The 18,333-nt window shown below is 69.6% G+C and carries 17 protein-coding genes; 7 read left to right on the top strand and 10 right to left on the bottom strand.

The genetic code is table 11. The annotated features are described in order from the left end of the window. The first annotated feature begins 59 nt into the window (after positions 1-59). Genes SB816_RS15650 through SB816_RS15640 form a run of 3 tightly spaced genes read left to right on the top strand, consistent with a single transcriptional unit; the run spans position 60 to position 2,818 of the window. Positions 60-839, top strand: a complete 780-nt coding sequence (locus SB816_RS15650) for an aldolase (RefSeq protein ID WP_049074652.1) — start codon at positions 60-62, stop codon at positions 837-839. A gap of 43 nt (positions 840-882) precedes the next feature. Further along, a complete protein-coding gene (locus SB816_RS15645) occupies positions 883-2,211 on the top strand; it encodes an MFS transporter (RefSeq protein ID WP_410547257.1) in 1,329 nt (442 codons plus the stop codon). A 7-nt stretch (positions 2,212-2,218) separates the two neighbouring features. Then, a complete protein-coding gene (locus SB816_RS15640; protein ID WP_410547256.1) occupies positions 2,219-2,818 on the top strand; it encodes a 2-hydroxychromene-2-carboxylate isomerase in 600 nt (199 codons plus the stop codon). Between the two features lie 23 nt (positions 2,819-2,841). On the opposite strand, the gene SB816_RS15635 is transcribed toward SB816_RS15640, so the two are convergent. From SB816_RS15635 to SB816_RS15620, 4 genes are all read right to left on the bottom strand, one after another. Continuing rightward, positions 2,842-4,128: an ABC transporter substrate-binding protein gene (locus SB816_RS15635; RefSeq protein WP_410547268.1), complete on the bottom strand. Its 1,287-nt coding sequence runs from the start codon at positions 4,126-4,128 to the stop codon at positions 2,842-2,844. Between the two features lie 174 nt (positions 4,129-4,302). Next, positions 4,303-5,046, bottom strand: a complete 744-nt coding sequence (locus SB816_RS15630; RefSeq protein ID WP_064527991.1) for a GntR family transcriptional regulator — start codon at positions 5,044-5,046, stop codon at positions 4,303-4,305. 11 nt (positions 5,047-5,057) lie between these two features. Further along, positions 5,058-6,665, bottom strand: coding sequence for an AMP-binding protein (locus SB816_RS15625; protein ID WP_410547255.1), 1,608 nt, complete (start codon positions 6,663-6,665; stop codon positions 5,058-5,060). A gap of 4 nt (positions 6,666-6,669) precedes the next feature. Beyond that, positions 6,670-7,704 (bottom strand): cyclase family protein, encoded by a 1,035-nt coding sequence (locus tag SB816_RS15620; protein WP_054504061.1) that lies wholly within the window; start codon positions 7,702-7,704, stop codon positions 6,670-6,672. Positions 7,705-7,862: 158 nt separating this feature from the next. Here SB816_RS15620 and SB816_RS15615 point away from each other — a divergent pair, with 158 nt between their 5' ends. Further along, the gene (locus tag SB816_RS15615; RefSeq protein ID WP_144655116.1) at positions 7,863-8,867 is read left to right on the top strand and encodes a Bug family tripartite tricarboxylate transporter substrate binding protein; all 1,005 of its coding nucleotides are present in this window, start codon (positions 7,863-7,865) and stop codon (positions 8,865-8,867) included. After that, positions 8,864-9,586: an SDR family NAD(P)-dependent oxidoreductase gene (locus SB816_RS15610; protein WP_116522412.1), complete on the top strand. Its 723-nt coding sequence runs from the start codon at positions 8,864-8,866 to the stop codon at positions 9,584-9,586. Before SB816_RS15615 ends, SB816_RS15610 begins: the two co-directional genes overlap by 4 nt. Before the next feature lie 45 nt (positions 9,587-9,631). Here SB816_RS15610 and SB816_RS15605 read toward each other — a convergent pair whose 3' ends face one another. Together SB816_RS15605 and SB816_RS15600 are read right to left on the bottom strand one after the other, a co-directional pair. Then, positions 9,632-10,012 (bottom strand): hypothetical protein, encoded by a 381-nt coding sequence (locus SB816_RS15605; protein WP_054504064.1) that lies wholly within the window; start codon positions 10,010-10,012, stop codon positions 9,632-9,634. Then, positions 10,009-10,983 carry a GlxA family transcriptional regulator gene (locus SB816_RS15600; RefSeq protein ID WP_144655115.1) on the bottom strand — a complete coding sequence of 325 codons (975 nt, stop codon included), beginning with the start codon at positions 10,981-10,983 and terminating at the stop codon, positions 10,009-10,011. The genes SB816_RS15605 and SB816_RS15600 overlap by 4 nt, the downstream gene beginning before the upstream one ends. On the opposite strand from SB816_RS15600, the gene SB816_RS15595 reads away from it, so the two are divergent. Continuing rightward, positions 10,978-11,682, top strand: coding sequence for a DJ-1/PfpI family protein (locus SB816_RS15595; protein ID WP_144655114.1), 705 nt, complete (start codon positions 10,978-10,980; stop codon positions 11,680-11,682). The genes SB816_RS15600 and SB816_RS15595 overlap by 6 nt on opposite strands. Here SB816_RS15595 and SB816_RS15590 read toward each other — a convergent pair. After that, positions 11,639-12,121, bottom strand: a complete 483-nt coding sequence (locus SB816_RS15590) for an Lrp/AsnC family transcriptional regulator (RefSeq protein WP_054504066.1) — start codon at positions 12,119-12,121, stop codon at positions 11,639-11,641. The two genes, SB816_RS15595 and SB816_RS15590, sit on opposite strands and share 44 nt — an antisense overlap. Positions 12,122-12,256: 135 nt before the next feature. Here SB816_RS15590 and SB816_RS15585 point away from each other — a divergent pair, with 135 nt between their 5' ends. Then, positions 12,257-12,886, top strand: a complete 630-nt coding sequence (locus tag SB816_RS15585) for a LysE family translocator (protein ID WP_054504067.1) — start codon at positions 12,257-12,259, stop codon at positions 12,884-12,886. Between the two features lie 38 nt (positions 12,887-12,924). Here SB816_RS15585 and SB816_RS15580 read toward each other — a convergent pair whose 3' ends face one another. The 3 genes from SB816_RS15580 to SB816_RS15570 all read right to left on the bottom strand — a co-directional run bounded on the left by SB816_RS15580 (position 12,925) and on the right by SB816_RS15570 (position 18,142). Beyond that, positions 12,925-14,823 carry an ABC transporter ATP-binding protein gene (locus SB816_RS15580; RefSeq protein ID WP_410547254.1) on the bottom strand — a complete coding sequence of 633 codons (1,899 nt, stop codon included), beginning with the start codon at positions 14,821-14,823 and terminating at the stop codon, positions 12,925-12,927. 416 nt (positions 14,824-15,239) lie between these two features. Continuing rightward, positions 15,240-17,132: a TRAP transporter large permease subunit gene (locus SB816_RS15575; protein WP_116793345.1), complete on the bottom strand. Its 1,893-nt coding sequence runs from the start codon at positions 17,130-17,132 to the stop codon at positions 15,240-15,242. Next, positions 17,129-18,142: a TRAP transporter substrate-binding protein gene (locus SB816_RS15570; RefSeq protein ID WP_064522872.1), complete on the bottom strand. Its 1,014-nt coding sequence runs from the start codon at positions 18,140-18,142 to the stop codon at positions 17,129-17,131. The genes SB816_RS15575 and SB816_RS15570 overlap by 4 nt, the downstream gene beginning before the upstream one ends. Between the last annotated feature and the right edge of the window lie 191 nt (positions 18,143-18,333).

Raw genomic sequence — 18,333 nt, 5'->3', positions numbered from 1 at the left:
TGTGCGGCAAGGCGCGGTATCCGTCCGCGCCATCCCGAACCGCATCAGGAGGCAGCCGCATGGACAACACCCTGCGCGAAAAAGCGTACTTCGACACCCGCGCCACCCAGGAGATGGCGCAGCACCTGCGCGCCGTGCCGCGCAGCATCCAGGAGACCATGGCCTACGCCTGCCGCATCCTGGCGATGACCGAGCAGGAGGCCGGCCTGGCCGGCCAGATCAGCGTGCGTTCCGAGCGCCCCGGCGCCTACTGGACGCTGCGCTTCGGCCTGGGCTTCGACGAGGCCACGCCGGCCGACTTCATCGAGGTCGACCGCGACCTGCACACACTCACGGGCGAGGGCATGGCCAATCCGGCGACGCGTTTCCACCTGTGGGTCTACGAGGCGCGGCCCGACGTGCAGTCCATCATCCACACCCATTCGCCCTGGGCCTCGGCGCTGGCGGCGGCGCGCCAGCCGCTGGTGATCGCGCAGATGGACATGACGCCGCTGCACGACGATTGCGCCTTCCTGGGCGAATGGCCCGGGGTGCCGATCGCCGACCAGGAGGGCGTCATCATCTCGGGCGCGCTGGGCGCCAAGCGCGCCATCATCCTGGCGCACCATGGCTACCTGACGGCCGGCGCCTCGTGCGAGGAGGCGACCTACCTGTCGGTCTACCTGGAGCGCGCGGCCCGCATGCAGATCCGCGCGCAGGCCTTCGGGCCGCTGACGCCGGTGGACGACGCGCTGGCGCGCGAGGCGCACGACTACCTGCTCAAGCCTTCGATCGTGCGCGCCACCTTCGACTACTGGTGCCGCCAGACCCACGGCATCGCGCCGCTGCCGGCCCGCTGATACCCAGCCGTACCCATAACGATACTTTCAAGGGGAAGTCACGATGATGACGACCAAGACGCCGCGCGCGCGTTCGCGCCGGGACTACGTAACGGCCGGCCTGGCCAGCATGATGGGCACCACCATCGAGTGGTACGACTTTTTTCTCTACGGCACGGCCGCCGCGCTGATCTTCAACAAGATCTTCTTTCCGTCGTTCGATCCGTTGACCGGCACGCTGGCGGCGTTCGCCACCTATTCGGTGGGCTTTTTCGCGCGGCCGCTGGGCGGAGTGATCTTTGGCCACTACGGCGACAAGATCGGCCGCAAATCGATGCTGCTGATCACGCTGCTGCTGATGGGCGTGCCCACCATCCTGATCGGCCTGATTCCCTCCTATGACCAGATCGGCTACTGGGCCGCGGTGCTGCTGGTGCTGATGCGCTTCCTGCAAGGCATTGCGGTGGGCGGCGAGTGGGGCGGGGCGGTACTGATGGCCGTCGAGCACGCGCCCGAGGGCAAGAAGGGCTTTTTCGGCAGCCTGCCCCAAGCCGGCGTGGCGCCGGGCCTGATCCTGTCGTCGCTGGCGATGGGCGCGGTGGCCGGGTTGCCGGAGCAGGACATGCTGTCCTGGGGCTGGCGCCTGCCATTCCTGGCCAGCGTGGTGCTGCTGGCGGTGGGCTGGTTCATTCGCGTCAAGGTGGCCGAGTCGCCCGACTTCGAGCGGATGCGCGAGCAGGGCGCCAAGGTCGAGGTGCCGGTGGCCGAAGTCCTCAAGCATCACCGGCGCGCGCTGTGGACGGTGGTGGGCGCGCGGCTGGCCGAAGTCACGTGGTTCTATACCGTGGTCACGTTTTCGCTGGCCTACGCCACCGGCACGCTGGGCATCCCCCGTTCGGTGATGCTGGACGCCACCATCTGGGGCGCGGCGCTGGCGCTGTTCACCATGCCGCTGTTCGGCATGCTGGGCGACCGCGTCGGCCACAAGTGGGTGTTCATGGCCGGCTCGGTCGGCATCCTGGCGTGCGCGCCGCTGTTCTTCCAGTTGCTGGCCACGGGCCATACCGGCTGGATCATCGTCGCGGTATGCCTGGCGGTGGGATTGGTCTACGCTTGCCTGTACGGCCCGGAGGGCACGCTGTTCTCCAGCCAGTTCCCGGCCGAGGTGCGCTACACCGGCATTTCGCTGGCGGTGCAGGTGTCGGGGGCGATCGGCGGCGGCCTGGCGCCGATCGTCGCGACCTGGCTGCTGGCGCGCGCCGGCGGCGATCCGAAATACGTGGTGTGGTATCTAAGCGCGCTGGGCGTGATCGCGGTGTTCAGCGCCTGGCGCATGCGCGGCGACGCGCCGGCGCGGGCCGCGCTGGCCGTGCCTGCCGGCGCGCGGACCTGAGGAAGACATGAAGACCATCGACTATTACTTCTGGATGAATTCCGACTGGGCCTACCTGGGCGCCGACCGGCTGGAGGCCCTGGCGGCGCGCCACCAGGCGCGCATCCGCTACCTGCCGGTGGACCTGCCCGACGTCTATGCGCGCACCGGCGGCGTGCTGCTGGGCCAGCGCGCGTCCGAGCGCCAGGCCTACCGGGTGGTCGAGCTGGCGCGCTGGTGCCGCAAGCTGGGCATCCACGTCAATCCGACGCCGGCCTACATGTGCCCGGACGCGGGACTGGCCTCGCGCATCGTGATCGCGGCCGATGCGCGAGGCCTGCCGGTGGCGGGCTTGTACAAGGCCATCCTGGCGGCCGAATGGTGCGAGGACCGGGATATCTCGTCGCCGGACACGCTGCGCGCCGTCCTGCGGGAACAGGGGCTTGATGCCGAGGCGCTGATGGCCGCCGCCGAACAACCGGCGGCGCGTCAGGCCTACCGCGACAATACCGACGCGGCGGTGGCGGCCGGCGTGTTCGGTTCGCCGTCGTACCTCTATCGCGGCGAGCTGTTCTGGGGCCAGGACCGGCTGGAGATGCTGGAAGAGGCGGTCGCCCGGGCGGCCTGAGCCGCCCCGGGGCGACCGATCGTTCACTTCGCCGCCGCCTTCACCAGCGGGCAGGTCGACTTGGACAGCGGCATGAAGGCCTCGTCGCCCGGCAGCGTCGCCACCAGCTTGTAGTAGTCCCAGGGCCGCCTGGATTCGGCCGGGGTCTTGACCTCGAACAGGTACATGTCGTGCACCATGCGGCCGTCCTCGCGGATGCGGCCGTTGGCGGCGAAGAAGTCATTGATCGGCATGGCCTTCATCTGCTTCATCACCGCGTCCGGCGCGTCGGTGCCGGCCGCCTGCACCGCCTTCAGGTAGTGCATCACCGAGGAATAGGTGCCGGCCTGGCTCATGTTGGGCATTTTCTTGAGCTTGTCGTAGTAGCGCTGCGACCAGGCGCGGGTCTGGTCATTCATGTCCCAGTAGAAGGCCTCGGTCAGCATCAGGCCGGCGGCCGCGTCCAGGCCGATGGCGTGGATGTCGTTGATGTACAGCAGCAGGCCGGCCATCTTCTGGCCGCTTTGCGTCAGGCCGAATTCGCGCGCCGCCTTGATGGCGTTGACCGTGTCGCCGCCGGCATTGGCCAGGCCGACCACCTGGGCGCGGCTGGCCTGCGCCTGCAGCAGGTACGAGGCGAAGTCGCTGGTGCCGATGGGGTGGCGCGCGGCGCCCAGCACCGTGCCGCCGCGGGCCTTGACGACCTCTGTGGCCGAGGCCTGCAGGGTGTGGCCGAATGCATAGTCGGCGGTCAGGAAGTACCAGCTCTTGCCGCCGCGGTCGACGGTGGCGCGGGCGGTGGTGTTGGCCAGCGACCAGGTGTCGTAGGTGTAGTGCACCGAATAGGGCGAACACAGGTCGTTGGTGATGCGTTCGGTGCCGGGGCCGCTGAAGACCACGATCTTCTTCTTCTCGCGCGCCACTTCCAGCACCGCCAGCGCCGGAGCCGAGCCGGCCACGTCCATGATGGCGTCGACCCTTTGCGTGTCGTACCACTCGCGGGCGCGGGCGGCGGCGATATCGGCCTTGTTCTGGTGGTCCGCCACCAGCAGGTCGATCTTCTTGCCCAGCACGGTGCCGCCGAAGTCGTCGATGGCCATCTGCGCGGCGGTGGCGCTGCCCTTGCCGGTCACGTCGGCGTAGATGCCGCTCATGTCCAGGATCAGGCCGAGACGAACCGTGTCGTCGGAGATGGCGGCGGGCGCGGCCTGCGCCAGGGCCGCGCTGCTGAACAGCAGGCTGGCGCCGCAGGCGGCGGCCGCGGCCGCCAGGGGTTTGACCAGCGGGATGCGGGTTGTCGGGTTGCTGCGTTGCTGCGAAATCCGGGGCATGGGGGTCATGGTTGTCTCCATTTATGGTTATGCCGGATGCTTGCGGGTACTGCGGCGCTTGGCTGGAGGGCGGCGCTTTTATAGTGGGATGATCGGATGGCGGGCGGGCAAAGCCGGGGTGCCCTCCGCGGCCGCCTGGCGTGTCTGGCCTGGTTCCTCTCGATGCGATGCGGCCTAGCGCTGGCTCAACAGGTCGAACTCCATGCGCACCTTGCGGAAGGGAAACTCCAATCGCGCGAAATACACCACGCGGCCGTCGATGCAGGCGTAGCGGCGCAGCTCGGCCACGGGCGAGGACACCGGGATGCGCAGCGATTCGGCCGATTCCTGGCCGGCCTCGGTCACGTTGAGCACCTGGCGCGCCTCGCTGATGCGGGCGCCGTAGAACTGGTCCAGCACCGGCGCCACGGTGCTTTTCTGGATGCGGGCGCGGTGCTTGCGGAACAGGCTGCTTTCCAAAAATACCTCGCTGTAGCAGAACGGCCCGGCCTCGGTGGTGTGCACGCGCCGCAGGTACTGGAAACGGCCGCCACGGTCCGCCGCGCACGGCATGCCCAGGGTGTCGGGCAGCGGCGAGTCGGCGCTCGACTCTACCAGCGATACCGTGCCGAGCTGGTTGCTCAGTTCGACGGTTTCGGCCCAGGTCTTGGGAATCAGCAGCGTCGGCGTCTCGGGCAGGTCGGCGTTGACGAAGGTGCCGGAGCCGCGCGAGCGCCGGATCAGGCCGTCCTGTTCCAGTTGGCCGAGCGCCTGGCGGATGGTGGCGCGCGAGATGCCATAGGTTTCCATCAGCGCTTCCAGCGGCGGGATCTGCTGGCCCGGCCGCCAGGTGCGGTTCTGGATATGGCTGCGAAACAGCGCCGCGGCCTGCAGGTAGAGCGGTTGGGGGCTGTGCGAGAAAAGCGGGCGCGCGGGCATGGTCGGATGAGTCAGGAGGTGGCGGGGGCGGCGAGCAGGGCGTCGGCCATCTCGCGCAGCCGGTGTTTCTGGATTTTGACCGAATTGGCGCTTTCCACCGAGGGGAACGCGTCCAGCACCGTGAAACCGGCCGGCACCTTGAAGCCGGCCATGGCCTGTTTGCAGGCCGCCGTCCAACCGGGCGCATCGGCGCTGGCGCCGTCCCGCAGCAGCACGAAGGCGTAGGGCACGGTCTTGCCGTCGCGGGTCGCGCCGACCACCTGGCAGGCGCGCACGCCGGGCAGCGACTCCACCATCTGCTCGATCTCGACCGGGTTCACCAGGAAGCCGGACAGGCGCAGCGAGTCGCCCATGCGGGTCTGGAACACGAACTGGCGCGGGTTCAGGGTGTAGCCCAGGTCGCCGGTCCGGAAGTAGCCGTCGTCGGTGCAGGCGCGGGCGGTGGCCTCGGGGTTGTCGAGGTAGCCGCGCATCAGGCTGGGCGACAGGATTTCCAGTTCGCCCGATTCGCCGTGCGGCAGCACCTGGCCGCTGGCCGGGTCGCGCGCCCGCACGCGGGCCTCGGGATTGATCAGCGTGCCGCCAGGCTGGTGGCGCGCGGCCACGTCGCCCTCGGCCGGGTCGCGCGGCTGGCCGGCCACCAGGGCGATCAGTTCGCTTGACCCATACAGCCCGGTCAGCGGCACGCCGGCCTCGCGCGCCAGATCCAGCATGTGGTCCAGCGCCGGTGTGAAGCTGGCGAAGCCGAACAGCCGCGCCGAGGCGAATGCGCCTGGCGCGGCCGCGCGCATCATGGCGACCAGCGCTTCGTTGTTGGCGTAGGTGTGGGTGACCCGGTGGCGCCGGATCGCGGCGGCCGACTCGGCCGCGTCGAACACCGGCGCGCACACCACCGGCACGCCCCGCGCCAGCCCGCCCACCAGCGTGGCGAAGCCGAACGCGCCGCAGAATGGCGCGCTGGCCAGCACGCGGCTGTGCTCGTCGTAGCCGAACGCCTGCGCCACGGTGGCGCCATGGCGCAGCAGGGTGTGCTGGTCGTGCAGCACGAACTTCGGTTGCGAGGTGGTGCCGGACGTGGTGAAGCACAGCACGCCCGCGTCGGGCTGGGGCGGCGGGGGCGTGTCGGCGCAGGCGCGCAGTTCGGCATAGCGGTGCACCGGCTTGCCGCGCAGCGCTGCGGCGATGGGCTCGTCCGTCTCGGACACGGCGACGATGCCTTGCAGCCGCGCCAGCGACTCGGGCGCGACGCCGTCCAGGATGCCCTGGAAGTCGATGCCCTTGAAGCCGGGCCAGAACACCAGCCAGTCGGCGCCGCCGCGGCCCAGGATGTCGGCCAGTTCCCGCGCGCGAAAGCGGGTGTTGACCGCCAGCACCAGCGCGCCCAGGTGGGCGCAGGCCAGGAAGGTCTCGACCCACGCGGCGCAGTTGGGCAGCCATACGGCCACGCGCTGGCCGGGCCGCACGCCGAGGCGCGCCAGGCCCGCGGCCAGGGCGCGGCTGCGCGCGCGCAGGTCGGCGTGGCTGATGGGCTGGTCGCGGTCGATCAGGGCGGGGCGGTCGGGGTGGTGCGCGGCCAGCGCGTCGAGGTGCCGCGAAAACAGGGCGGGGAGCGACGTCATGGGCCTACACCGTGGCGATGGGGGTCACGGGCGAACCCACCGCGCCCGGCAGGCGCAGCGGCGGCGCGGTCAGCAGGAAGCGGGTGCGGCCCTGCGCGTGCAGCCAGTCGGCCAGCGCCTTCAGGTACCACAGCTCGGCCAGCGGCACGCCCAGCTTGAACAGGCAGTGATGATGCAGCGGCAGGATCGAATGGCCGGGGCCGGCGGTGCGGGCCGGATAGGCCTCGACCGCGTAGTTGTCGGCGCAGATCGCCGCGATGCCGCTGTCGGTGATCCATTCCAGCAGCGCCGGATCGGCGCCGTCCAGCACCGCGCCGGTCTGCTCCAGGCGGTGCGGGTCGGGCTGGCCGTCCATCTCCACCAGTGTCTCGGCGAAACCGGTGCGCAGCACCAGCATGTCGCCCGGCTCGACCACCACGCGCTGCTCGCGCATCGCCGCCTGTAGCTGGGTATGGCCCACCAGGGTGCGGCCGGGGCCGAAGGCGCGCGCCAGGTCGACCAGCACGCCGCGGCCCTGCATGCCTTTCTCGGCGTAGCGGTTGATGCCGAGCTTGCGCGCGTACGAGCCGCCCGGCGGGCAGCAGGCGTCGGGCGCGGCATCATCGCCGCCGAACACGTCCACGCCCGCGGCATAACCGTTGTAGTAGACGCGGCGGGCCTGGCCGTCGCCCTGGATGTCGAACTGCGCGCCGACGTGGCACAGGCCGTCCCACTGGGTCGAGTATTGCAGGCTGAGCGTGACCTGGTCATCCGACAGCACGTCCACGGCCTCGGGCTGCAGGCGCGCCATGGCGAAGTTCAGGTAGGGCGTGCCGTCGCGGAAGGTCGGCTTGAGCTGCGGCGGATGGCGGCGCGGGTTGAGCACGTTGCCGCCGGGCAGGTCCAGCGGCAGCGACAGGCAGAAGACCTTGCCAGCCCGCACTTCGCGCACCGCTTGCAGCACTTTCTCTTCGGTCAGCAGGTTCAGGCGGCCGATCTCGTCGTCCGGCCCGAAGTCGCCCCAGGTCGATCCCTCGGGACGGCGCGTCCAGCGTTTCATGGTCTGTCTCCAGTGTGTTTTTCGTGTTCTTGTGAATATAGTACGTATTTACGTACTATAGGAAGTGTCCGCATCCCGCGGACGCCCATCGACAGCATCCGCCTCCAGGCGGAGCCAGAAGAAATCCGCCCCGAGCGGATTCGCGAGGAGACAGATCCATGACGCATTCCCTGCACAGGCGCGCCGGGCGGCGCGCGCTGGCCGCGGCGGCGCTGGCCGTGCTGGCCGCGGCCCCGATTCCTGCGGTCCAGGCGGCCGGTTATCCGGAGCATCCCGTCACCGTGGTCGTGCCGTATCCGCCGGGCGGCGGCGCCGATATTTTTGGCCGCGCCATCGCCAATGCGCTGCAGCCGGCGCTCAAGCAGACCGTGCTGGTCGAGAACAAGCCGGGCGCGGGCGGCAACATCGGCATGGCCTACGTGGCGCGCGCCAAGGCCGACGGCTACACCCTGGGCCTGGGCACCATCGGCACCCAGACCATCAACCAGTTCCTCTACAGCAACATGACGTTCGACCCCGAGCGCGACCTGGTGCCGATCGCGCTGGTGTCGACCACGCCCAACGTCATTGCCGTCAGCGCCAAGTCGCCCTACAGGACGGTGGCCGACGTGATCCAGGCGGCGCGCCAGTCCAGGGACAGGAAGCTGACCTACGCCTCGCCGGGCGTGGGGTCGTCGGTGCACCTGACCGGCGCTTATTTCGAGGCCATGGCTGGCGTGACGATGCTGCACGTGCCGTTCAAGGGCACCTCGGCGTCGCTGCCGGCGGTGGCCGGCGGCCAGGTCGACCTGCTGTTCGACAACCTGCCCGGCGCGCTGGCGCAGATCAAGGACGGCAATCTGGTGCGCGGCGTGGCGGTCACGTCGGCCGCGCGCGATCCGTCGCTGCCGGACCTGCCGACCGTGGCCGAGTCCGGCCTGTCGGGTTTCGACGTGACGGCGTGGTTCGCGCTGTACGCGCCGCGCGGCACGCCCGAGCCGGTGGTGCGGCAACTGATCGAGGCGGCGCGCAGCGGCCTGGCCACGCCCGCCATCGCCACCAATTTCGCTACCATGGGCGCCCGGCCCGGCACGCTGTTCGGCGCGGATCTGGCCGCGTTCGAGCGCCAGGAGCGCGCCAAGTGGGGCGGCCTCATCAAGGACAAGGGAATCACCGCGCAATGACAACCCCCATCGCATTGGTCACCGGCGGCAGCCGGGGCATCGGCCGCGCCATCGTCGCGCGCCTGTTGCAGGACGGCTTCGAGGTCGTCAATTTCAGCCGCCGGCCGCCGGAATCGGCGTTGCCCGGCGAACGCTTCCAGTCGGTGGACCTGGGCGACGCCGCCGCCACGGCCGCGGCGGCCACCGCGCTGGCGGCGGCGCGGCCGGTGCTGCACCTGGTCAACAACGCGGGCATGATCCAGGTCGCCGACATCGAGGCCGTGACCCAGGATGAACTGGCGCGCATGGTGGCCGTGAACCTGACCGCGCCGCTGCTGTTGATGCAGGCGCTGCTGCCCGGCATGCGCCAGGCCGGCTACGGCCGGGTCGTCAACATCGGCAGCCGCGCCGGCCTGGGCAAGCCGGGCCGCACGGTCTACGGCGCCACCAAGTCCGGCCTGGCGGGCATGACGCGCACCTGGGCGCTGGAACTGGGCAAGGCCGGCATCACGGTCAACACCGTGGCGCCCGGCCCGATCGCCACCGAGCTGTTCGACCAGTCCAACCCGCCAGGCGACCCCAGGACCGTGGCGCTGGAGGCCGCCATTCCGGTCGGCCGCATCGGCCGGCCCGAGGACGTGGCGCACGCCGTCTCTTCGTTCCTGGACCGGCGCGCCGGTTTCATGACCGGGCAGGTGCTGTATGTCTGCGGCGGCATGTCGGTGGGGCTGGCGGGGTAGGACCGCCACGGGGAGCCGGGGGCGGCTCGGGCAGGCGGCGCCGCGTCAGTCGCGCGGGTCCAGGGGCCAGCGGAAGGCCGGCGTGATCTCCACTTGCAGCCCCGCGCCGGCCAGTACCCCGTGCAGCCGGATGACTTCCAGCGCCAGGACGTTCTCGGCCACCGGCAGGTCCTGGGCGATCAGCTCGCGCGCCCGCTTGACGCCGATGCCCAGCGCTACCGCCAGGCGGGCGATGGCGCTGGCCGTGGCCAGGGCGCCGGGCCGCGCCCGCAGCGTGTAAGGCGTGCGGTCCATGATCGGGTGGTTCGGATTTGTGGTCGCCACCATCCAGCCGCAGCCGCTACAGCGCGCGATCAGGCTCAGCCCCTGTTCGCTGATGACCTGGGGCTGGCCGCATTCGGGACAGGGGGAGGCGGGCGGGGTCATGGCGTGCGTGGGGCGGCCCGGAACACATGGCGCGGCCCGCTGTCGGAGGTCCGGCCCGCGGCGCGCAGCGCGCCGTCCCGTTCGCGCCGCAACTGGCGCAGCACCTCGCTCGGCGTCACGCCGAAATGCGCCGCGAATTTGCGCTGGAAGGTGCGCCGCGACATGTGGCAGGCATCGGCCATGTCGTCCACCGACCAGCGCGCCGACAGGCTTGCCTCGATCTTCTCGACCAGGTCGCGGAACGGCGCGGCCACGCGATCCTGCAGCCGCAGCGTCTGGCTGTATTGGCGCTGGTCGCCGTTGCGGCGCATGAACACCACCAGGCGGCGCGCCACGTCCTGCGAAACCTGCGCCCCGACGTCGCGCTCTATCAGGGCCAGCGCCAGGTCGATGCCGGCGGTGACGCCGGCCGAGGTCCAGACGACGCCGCTTTCGATGAAGATGCGGTCGTCTTCCACCCGCAGGCCCGGATACAGTTGGCGCAGCCGGTCGGCCGAGCGCCAGTGGGTGGTGACGCGGCGGCCGTGCAGCAGGCCGGCCGCGGCCAGCAGGAAGGCCCCGGTGCAGACGCTGCAGGTGCGGCGCGCCTGCGGGCCGCGGCGGCGCAGCCAGGCCAGTGTCTCGCCATGGGCGCTGGCCTGATCGATGCCGGGGCCGCCCGGCACGAACAGCATGTCGATCGGCGCGTCGTCGTCCTCGGCGAAGGTGGTGTCGACCTGCATGCGCAGGCCCTGGTCCCAGGTGGCGACCACCGGCGCCGCCGCGACGGTGCTCAACTGATAGCCCGCGCCGCCTTCCTCGTTGGCGCCGCTGAAGGCCTGCCACGGGCCGGCCAGGTCGAGTGGCTGGAAACCGTCGTAGAGCAGGAAGACGATGCGTTTTGGCGCGATCTTGGGGGTATTTGGCGCACGCGCGCCGGCGCCTGGGGCTACGCTGGCGGTTCCGTTCTGCGAAGGAGCATCGTCGTGCATGTCAATATTCTCTTGTTCGAAGGGCTGACCCAGCTCGATATGACCGGGCCATACGAGGTGCTCGCCGCCGCGCCCGGGTTCAGCGTCGATTTTGTCGCAAAAACGCCCGATCCGGTACGCAGCGACCGCGGCCTGCGTTTCGTGCCGACCCAGACCCTGGCGTCGGCGCCGCCCTGCGATCTGCTGGTGGTGCCCGGCGGGCCGGGCACGGATGATGCCATCCTCGACCCGGACTGGGTAGCCTTCACGCGCCGGCAGGCGTTGGGCGCGCGCTACGTCTTCGGCATCTGCACCGGTTCGCTGCTGCTGGGCGCGGCCGGCCTGCTGCGCGGCAAGCGCGCCTCCAGCCATTGGCGGGCGCGCGAACTGCTGGCGCATTTCGGCGCCGTGCCGACCGATGCGCGGTTGTGCGTGGACGGCAACGTTTTCACCGCCGGCGGCGTCACCTCGGGCATCGACATGGCCTTGAAAGTGGTGGCCACGCTGTGCGGCGACGAGGTCGCCAAGCTGATCCAGCTTCAGATCGAATACGACCCCGAGCCGCCATTTCCCGGCGGCACGCCCAGGACCTCGGAACCGGCCATCGTGCAGCGCTACCTGTCGCAGTCGCAGGCGCGTTTCGAACAGCGCAGCGCCAAGGTGCGGCAGGCGGCGCTCAATGTCCCAGGTGGTCCAGCGGCAGCGGACTCTGCGGCTTGACGGTCTGGATCGCGAAGTTGCTGCGGATGTCCTTGACGCCGGGCAGCTTGAGCAGCGTGCCGAGCAGGAAGCGTTCATAGGCGCGCAGGTCGGGCAGCACCACCTGGAGCAGGAAGTCGGATTCGCCTGACACCAAATGGGCCGCCACCACTTCGGGCAGGGCGCAGACTTCCTTGCGGAACTGCTCGGCGTCGCGCTCGTGGTGGCGCTCGACCTTGACGCCGACGAACACGGTCAGGCCCAGCCCGACCTCGTCCGGCGCCAGCCGGGCCTCGTAGCCCTGGATCACGCCGGCCTCTTCCATCAGCCGTACCCGCCGCAGGCAGGGGGAAGGCGACAGGCCGATCTGTTCGGCCAGCTCGACGTTGGTGAGGCGGCCGTTGTGCTGCAGGGCCTCGAGAATGCGCCGATCATAGGCGTCCAATTGGCGTTTTGGCATGAAATTTGGATTAGGCAGGATTGATTGGTTCAGTATGCCAATCATGTTATCCAGGTTGGCATGAATAGCAAGCACATGCCGATGCCTTTTCCCTAGAATGATCGCCATTTCCCGCAGCACGGAGCGTGGCGCATCATGGCCGATATGGCGTTGTTTCTTGGGGCACTGTTGATTGTCTATGTGGTGCCCGGGCCGGACATGATCCTGCTGCTCGAGACCGGCGCCCTGCGCGGGCGCGGCCAGGCGCTGGCAGTGGCCGGGGGGCTGGCGGTCGCCCGCGCCGCTCACGTGACGCTGGCGGCGCTGGGGCTGGCGGCGCTGTTCAAGGCCCATCCCTGGGCTTTCGACGCGGCGCGCACCGTGGGCGGTTGCTATCTGATCTGGCTGGGCGCGCGATTGCTGCGCGCCGGGCCGCTCTCTTATGGCGTGGCGCACGCGGCGCAGGCGGCCGCGCACGGGCCGGGCCTGGGCGCGGCGTTTTTCAGCGGCGTGCTGACCAACTTCCTCAATCCCAAGGCATTGCTGTTCTGCTCGGTCCTGCTGCCCCAATTCATCTCGCCGGCGCAAGGGCCGATCGGCCGGCAGTTCGCCCTGCTGGGCGTGATCCTGGTGAGCCTGGGCCTGGCGTTCGACGTATTGTGCGCGCTGGCTGGCGGCGCGCTGGGGCGCTGGATGGCGGCCCATCCGCGCGTGCAGAAATGGCAGGGCGCCGCGTTTGGCGGCGCCCTGATCGCTTTCGGCCTGCGGTTGACGCTGAGCCGCTGAGCGGGCCGACACATGCTTGACCCGCGCCAGGCCTTTCCCTACTTGCCGAAGGCCAGGGACGTTTCGTCCTCGTCCTGGTCCTCGTCGTCGGCGCGTGCCGGCAGGGGACGCGCGCCGTCGGCCAGCATCTCCGCCTGCGTCAGGCCCTTGGTCAGCTCCAGGGCCTGGCGCTCGAACAAGCGCCGGTACAGGCCGCCCTTCAAGCGGATCAACTGGTCATGGCTGCCTTCCTCGATGATGCGGCCGCGGTCCATCACCAGCAGGCGGTCCAGCGCGCGCACCGTCGACAGGCGGTGCGCCACCACCAGCGTGGTGCGGCCCACCATCAGGCGTTCCATGGCCTGCTGGATCAGCACCTCGCTTTCGCTGTCCAGGCTCGAGGTGGCCTCGTCCAGGATCAGGATCGGCGCGTCGGCCAGGAAGGCGCGGGCGATCGCCACGCGCTGGCGCTCGCCGCCCGACAGCTTCACGCCGCGCTCGCCCACCAGCGTCTCGTAGCCCTTGGGCAGCGCCATGATGAAGTCATGCGCGCTGGCCAGCCGCGCCGCCTGCTCGATCTCGGCCTGCGTCGCGCCGGGGCGGGCGTAGGCGATGTTCTCGGCCAGCGTGCGGTGAAACAGCACCGGCTCCTGTTGCACGATCGCGATCTGGCTGCGCAGCGAGGCCTGCCTGACCTGGGCGATGTCCTGCCCGTCGATGGTGATGCGGCCGCCGTTGACGTCATACAGGCGCTGGATCAGCTTGATGAACGTGGTCTTGCCCGATCCCGAATGGCCCACCAGTCCGACCCGTTCGCCCGGCGCGATGCGCGTCGAGAAGCCGTCGTAAAGCGGCGCCTCGTGGCGGCCGTAGCGGAAGGTCACGTCCTCGAAGCGGATCTCGCCGGCGGTGACGCGGATCCGGCCCGCGCCGGGACGGTCGTCCACGCCCAGCGGCTGCTTCTCCAGCGCCACCAGTTCCTCCATGTCGTTGACCGAGCGCTGCAGGTTGCGGATGTGCATGCCTACGTCGCGCAGGTGGCCCTGCAGCATGAAGAACATCGTCAGCGCGAAGGTCACGTCGCCGACGCTGGCCTGGTTGCGCGACCACAGCAGCAGCGCCGCGCCCAGGATGCCGGCCTGCATCGCCACCAGCATCGCGCCCTGGATGCCGCCGTTGATCGTGGCGCGGATCCAGGTGCGGCGCGTGCGGCGGCGCCACTTGTCGACCACGCGCTCCAGGCGCGCTTCCTCGCGCGTCTCGGCGCCGAAGGCCTTGACGACCGGGTTACAGCTCACCGCGTCGGCCAGCGCGCCGCCCATGCGCGTGTCCCAGGCGTTGCCCAGCCGCGCCGCCGGCGCCACGTAGCCCAGCGACAGCGCCGCCGTGACCGCGATGTACAGCACCGACCCCAGGCCGACCACCAGGCCCATCACCGGCCAGTGGATGCCCAGCAGCACGGTGGCGCCGACCAGCATGATGACCGAGGGCAGCAGCGCCACCAGCAGCGTGTCGTTCAGCAGGTCCACCGCCCACATGCCGCGCGTGATCTTGCGCACGGTAGAGCCGGCGAAGCTGTTGGCGTGCCAGTCGGTCGAAAAGCGCTGCACCCGGTAGAAGGCGTTGGACACCATGCCGTTCATCATCTTCAGGGTGAAGACGATGATGTTCTGGAACACGCCCTGACGCAGCAGCGTGCCGCCGATGCCCAGTGCGATCAGCAGCCAGAAGGCGGTGATGGCCGCGCTCCACGCCTGCCGGTCGGCCGCGGCGCCGGATGCCACGGCATCGACCAGGCGGCCCGCGTACAGCGGGGTCAGCACGTCGGCCAGGGCCGACAGCAGCGCCAGCCCGACGATCAACGCGGTGCGCCAGGGTTGGGCGCGCCAATAGCGGAAGGTAAAGCCGAGGACGTCCTTGAAGGCTTGTCCTCGCAGATCGATTTTTGTTCGATTCATTGCGATCGCCCGGCAACGCGAAGGCGCCGGTTTCCTTGTGGGAAGAAGGTGATACGACCTGCGCCTCAGGGCGCGGGCATTGCGTTCAGGGGTTTGGGGCGGGCACGGCGGACCAGTCGCCAGGTAATCTGGCGATGGGGCCGCGCGGGCGACGACTTAATGGCGTCGCGGAGATACGCGCGGGATGGCGGTATGCGGATTCATCATCTTGCGCCTCCCAGGTGTAGGTGAAGGGAAAAAAGAATGGGCACAGGCCCGAATTGAAGATTCTATAGAAGTGGTGTAGGCGGATCAACCGCGCGGACGGTGGGGGATTGCCGGCGTGTGGGTTTTTCCCCACGGCGATGGCGTCTGGCCGCCAGGCGCAATGGCTGAAGGGTCGGCCGCCGCGAAGGCGCGGCGGCCGACCAGGCGGGCTACTTCAGGAACCCGGTCGAGATCCACGGCACCGCGGCGATGACCACGATGCCGACCGCCATCGAGCCGAGGTAGCCCAGGATGGGCCGGATGCCGGCTTCGGGCGCGACCCGGCCAATGGCGCAGGCGGCGTAGTAGCCGACGCCGAATGGCGGCGCGAACAGGCCCAGGCCCATCGACAGGATCACCACCATCGCGTAGTGCACCTCGTGGATGCCCATCTGGTGCGCGATGGGGAACAGCAGCGGCCCGAACAGCACGATGGCGGGGATGCCCTCCAGCACGCTGCCCAGGATGACGAACGCCACGATCGACACCGCCATGAAGGTGGCGGCGCCGCCGGGCAGGCCCGCCATGGCCTGCGCGAGCTGGGTCGAGAAGCCCGATTGCGTCAGGGCCCAGGCCATGGCGGTGGCGGTGCCGATGATCAGCAGGATCGATCCGGACAGGCAGGCGGTGTCGACCAGCATGGGCTTGAGTCGCTTGACGTCGAAGCAGCGGTAGACCAGCAGCCCGATCAGCGCGGCGTAGACGATGCCGATGGTCGAGACCTCGGTGGCGGTGGCCACGCCCTCGACCACGGCCGCGCGGATCACGAAGGGCAGCGCCAGCGCCGGCAGCGCCACCAGCAGGGCGCGCCCGATCTGGCGGCCGCTGGCCTTGCGCACCGCGCTCAGGTCTTCGCGGCGGTTGCGCCACCAGACCACCAGGCACAGCATCACGCCCAGCACCAGCCCGGGCAGCAGGCCGCCCGTGAACAGCGCCGTGATCGACACGCCGGTGACCGAGCCGATGGTGATCAGCACCAGGCTGGGCGGCACGGTCTCGGTCTGCGCGCCGGTGGCCGACAGCAGCGCCACCAGGTCGCCCTCGTCGGCGCCGCGCTCGCGCATTTCCGGGAACAGCACCGGCGCCACCGCCGCCATGTCGGCGGCCTTGGCGCCGGAAATGCCCGAGACCACGTACATGGCGCCGATCAGCACGTACGACAGGCCGCCGCGCACATGCCCCAGCAGGCTGGCCAGGAACGCCACCATGCGCTTGGCCATGCCGGTCATCTCGATCAGCACGCCCAGGAACACGAACAGCGGCACCGCCAGCAGGATCAGGTGCGACATGCCTTCGTCCATGCGTCCGACCACCACCATCATCGGCACGTCGGTGGTCAGCGACAGATAGCCGAAGGTGGCCAGCCCGAACGAGAAGGCGATCGGCACGCCCGCGAACACCGTGGCCGCCACCACGCCGACGAAGAAGATCAGCAGGTTGAGGTTGCCCAGGCTCGCCAGCACCGGCTGCAGCGCCGTCATGGCGGCCACCACGCCGCCGACCAGCAGCAGCGCCAGGCCGGTGACGCGCCACTGCGCGCGTTCGACCAGCCGCAGCAGCGCGATCAGCAGCATCAGCGCGGTGCCCACCGGCAAGGCGGCGGCGCGCCAGACGTTGGGGATTTCCAGCGCGGCGGTGGTGACGTACTGTTCCTCCGAGGCGTACTCGTAGCCCGGCGCCTGCAGCAGCAGCAGGAACGCCAGCGCCGCCGCCACGGCCACCATGTCCAGCAGCGCGCGGGCGCCGGGCGAGGCGCGGTTGACCAGCGCGCCCATGCGCATGTGCTCGCCGCGGCGAAAGGCGATCACCGCGCCCAGCATGGCCAGCCACAGGAACAGGATCGAGGCCAGTTCGTCGGACCATACCAGCGGCGTGTGCAGCACGTAGCGCGCCACGATGCCCGAGAACAGGATGACGATCTCCGCGACCACCAGGATGGCCGCGGGAATCTCCACCAGGTGGCCCAGGGCGTTGTCCAGCGTGATGGCCCAGGGGCGGCGCGCGCCGGGCGCCGGACCCGCCTCGGCCCGCAGCGCCGCCGGATGCGTCAGCGCAGCCCTCATGACAGACTCCCGGCCGCCTGCTCCAGCAGGCCCCAGGCCTTGTCGCCGTATTTTTCCTTCCAGCCGGCATAGAAGCCAGCGCGGCGCAGCGCGTCGCGGATGGGCGCGGGGTCGGGCGTGTTGAAGGTCAGGCCTTCCTCGGCCAGCTTGGCCTGCAGTTGGTTGTTCAGCGCCAGCACGTCGGCGCGCTCGGCCATGCCGGCGGCGTTGATGTGTTTGGCTACGACCTCGCGGATGTCGGCCGGCAGCTTTTCCCAGGCGCGGCGGTTGCCCAGGAACCAGAAGCCGTCCCACATATGGTTGGTCATCGAGCAGTATTTCTGCACTTCGTACAGCTTGGCGGTCTGGATGATGGCCAGCGGGTTTTCCTGCGCGTCCACCACGCGGGTCTGCAGCGCGGAATAGGTTTCGTTGAAGTTGATGCTGGCCGGCGACGAGCCCAGCGCCTTGAACATCGAGGTCCACAGCGGGCTGACCGGCACGCGGATCTTCAGGTCGCGGAAATCACCGGGGCCGCTGATGGCGCGCGAGCTGGTGGTGACCTGGCGAAAGCCGTTGTCCCAGATGCGGTCCATGACGAACAGGCCCTTGGCGTTGATGTCGGCGCGGATGTGCGCGCCCAGGTCGCCGTCCATGGCCTTCCAGACCGCGGCGTAGTCGGGAAAGGCGAAGCCGACGCCGCTGATCGAGGCGCTGGGCACCAGGGTCGACAGGATCAGGCCCGAGAGGGTGAAGAACTCGACGGCGCCGGCGCGCAACTGGCTCAGGGTGTCGGTGTCCGAGCCGAGCTGGCTGCTGGGGAACACCGCCAGTTCGAAGCGGCCGCCGGTGTCCTTGAGGATGTTCTGCGCGGCCTCGTTGGCGCGCAGGTTCATCGGGTGCGAGGGGGGCAGGTTGTTGGCGTACTTGTAACGGAACTGGGGCGCCGCCAGCGTGCGCTGGAACGGGGCCAGGGCGAGCAGCGCGCCGCCTCCCGCGGCGCGCATGAGGTTGCGTCGAGTCGTGTTCATGCTGTCTCCTTGGTTATGAGATCCGGCCGCCGTCGAGGACGGCCGGATAAAGCGCCTTGCCAGGCCTGTTGCTTTATCTTTGCATGAGGTCCATTATGTGGATCTACGTACTACCCTTAAATTCATTTAATCACATTGATTCACTAGCGTAAATCAATAAAACTGGTGCAGAATGAAAAAACAAAATCATA

The sequence above is a fragment of the Achromobacter sp. SIMBA_011 genome, assembly GCF_046535435.1.
Taxonomy (GTDB): domain Bacteria; phylum Pseudomonadota; class Gammaproteobacteria; order Burkholderiales; family Burkholderiaceae_B; genus Achromobacter; species Achromobacter dolens.
The sequence above is the reverse complement of the archived record's forward strand: the minus strand, read 5'-3'. Positions and strand labels throughout refer to the sequence as shown.

Coding starts and splice junctions, on each gene's coding strand:
- SB816_RS15580 (WP_410547254.1), bottom strand. CDS start 14,823: ATGAATCGAACAAAAATCGATCTGCGAGGACAAGCCTTCAAGGACGTC.
- SB816_RS15630 (WP_064527991.1), bottom strand. CDS start 5,046: ATGCCCGCGCGCCCGCTTTTCTCGCACAGCCCCCAACCGCTCTACCTG.
- SB816_RS15575 (WP_116793345.1), bottom strand. CDS start 17,132: ATGAGGGCTGCGCTGACGCATCCGGCGGCGCTGCGGGCCGAGGCGGGT.
- SB816_RS15610 (WP_116522412.1), top strand. CDS start 8,864: ATGACAACCCCCATCGCATTGGTCACCGGCGGCAGCCGGGGCATCGGC.
- SB816_RS15620 (WP_054504061.1), bottom strand. CDS start 7,704: ATGAAACGCTGGACGCGCCGTCCCGAGGGATCGACCTGGGGCGACTTC.
- SB816_RS15570 (WP_064522872.1), bottom strand. CDS start 18,142: ATGAACACGACTCGACGCAACCTCATGCGCGCCGCGGGAGGCGGCGCG.
- SB816_RS15640 (WP_410547256.1), top strand. CDS start 2,219: ATGAAGACCATCGACTATTACTTCTGGATGAATTCCGACTGGGCCTAC.
- SB816_RS15600 (WP_144655115.1), bottom strand. CDS start 10,983: ATGCACGACGATGCTCCTTCGCAGAACGGAACCGCCAGCGTAGCCCCA.
- SB816_RS15615 (WP_144655116.1), top strand. CDS start 7,863: ATGACGCATTCCCTGCACAGGCGCGCCGGGCGGCGCGCGCTGGCCGCG.
- SB816_RS15590 (WP_054504066.1), bottom strand. CDS start 12,121: ATGCCAAAACGCCAATTGGACGCCTATGATCGGCGCATTCTCGAGGCC.
- SB816_RS15645 (WP_410547257.1), top strand. CDS start 883: ATGATGACGACCAAGACGCCGCGCGCGCGTTCGCGCCGGGACTACGTA.
- SB816_RS15605 (WP_054504064.1), bottom strand. CDS start 10,012: ATGACCCCGCCCGCCTCCCCCTGTCCCGAATGCGGCCAGCCCCAGGTC.
- SB816_RS15635 (WP_410547268.1), bottom strand. CDS start 4,128: ATGCCCCGGATTTCGCAGCAACGCAGCAACCCGACAACCCGCATCCCG.
- SB816_RS15585 (WP_054504067.1), top strand. CDS start 12,257: ATGGCCGATATGGCGTTGTTTCTTGGGGCACTGTTGATTGTCTATGTG.
- SB816_RS15650 (WP_049074652.1), top strand. CDS start 60: ATGGACAACACCCTGCGCGAAAAAGCGTACTTCGACACCCGCGCCACC.
- SB816_RS15625 (WP_410547255.1), bottom strand. CDS start 6,665: ATGACGTCGCTCCCCGCCCTGTTTTCGCGGCACCTCGACGCGCTGGCC.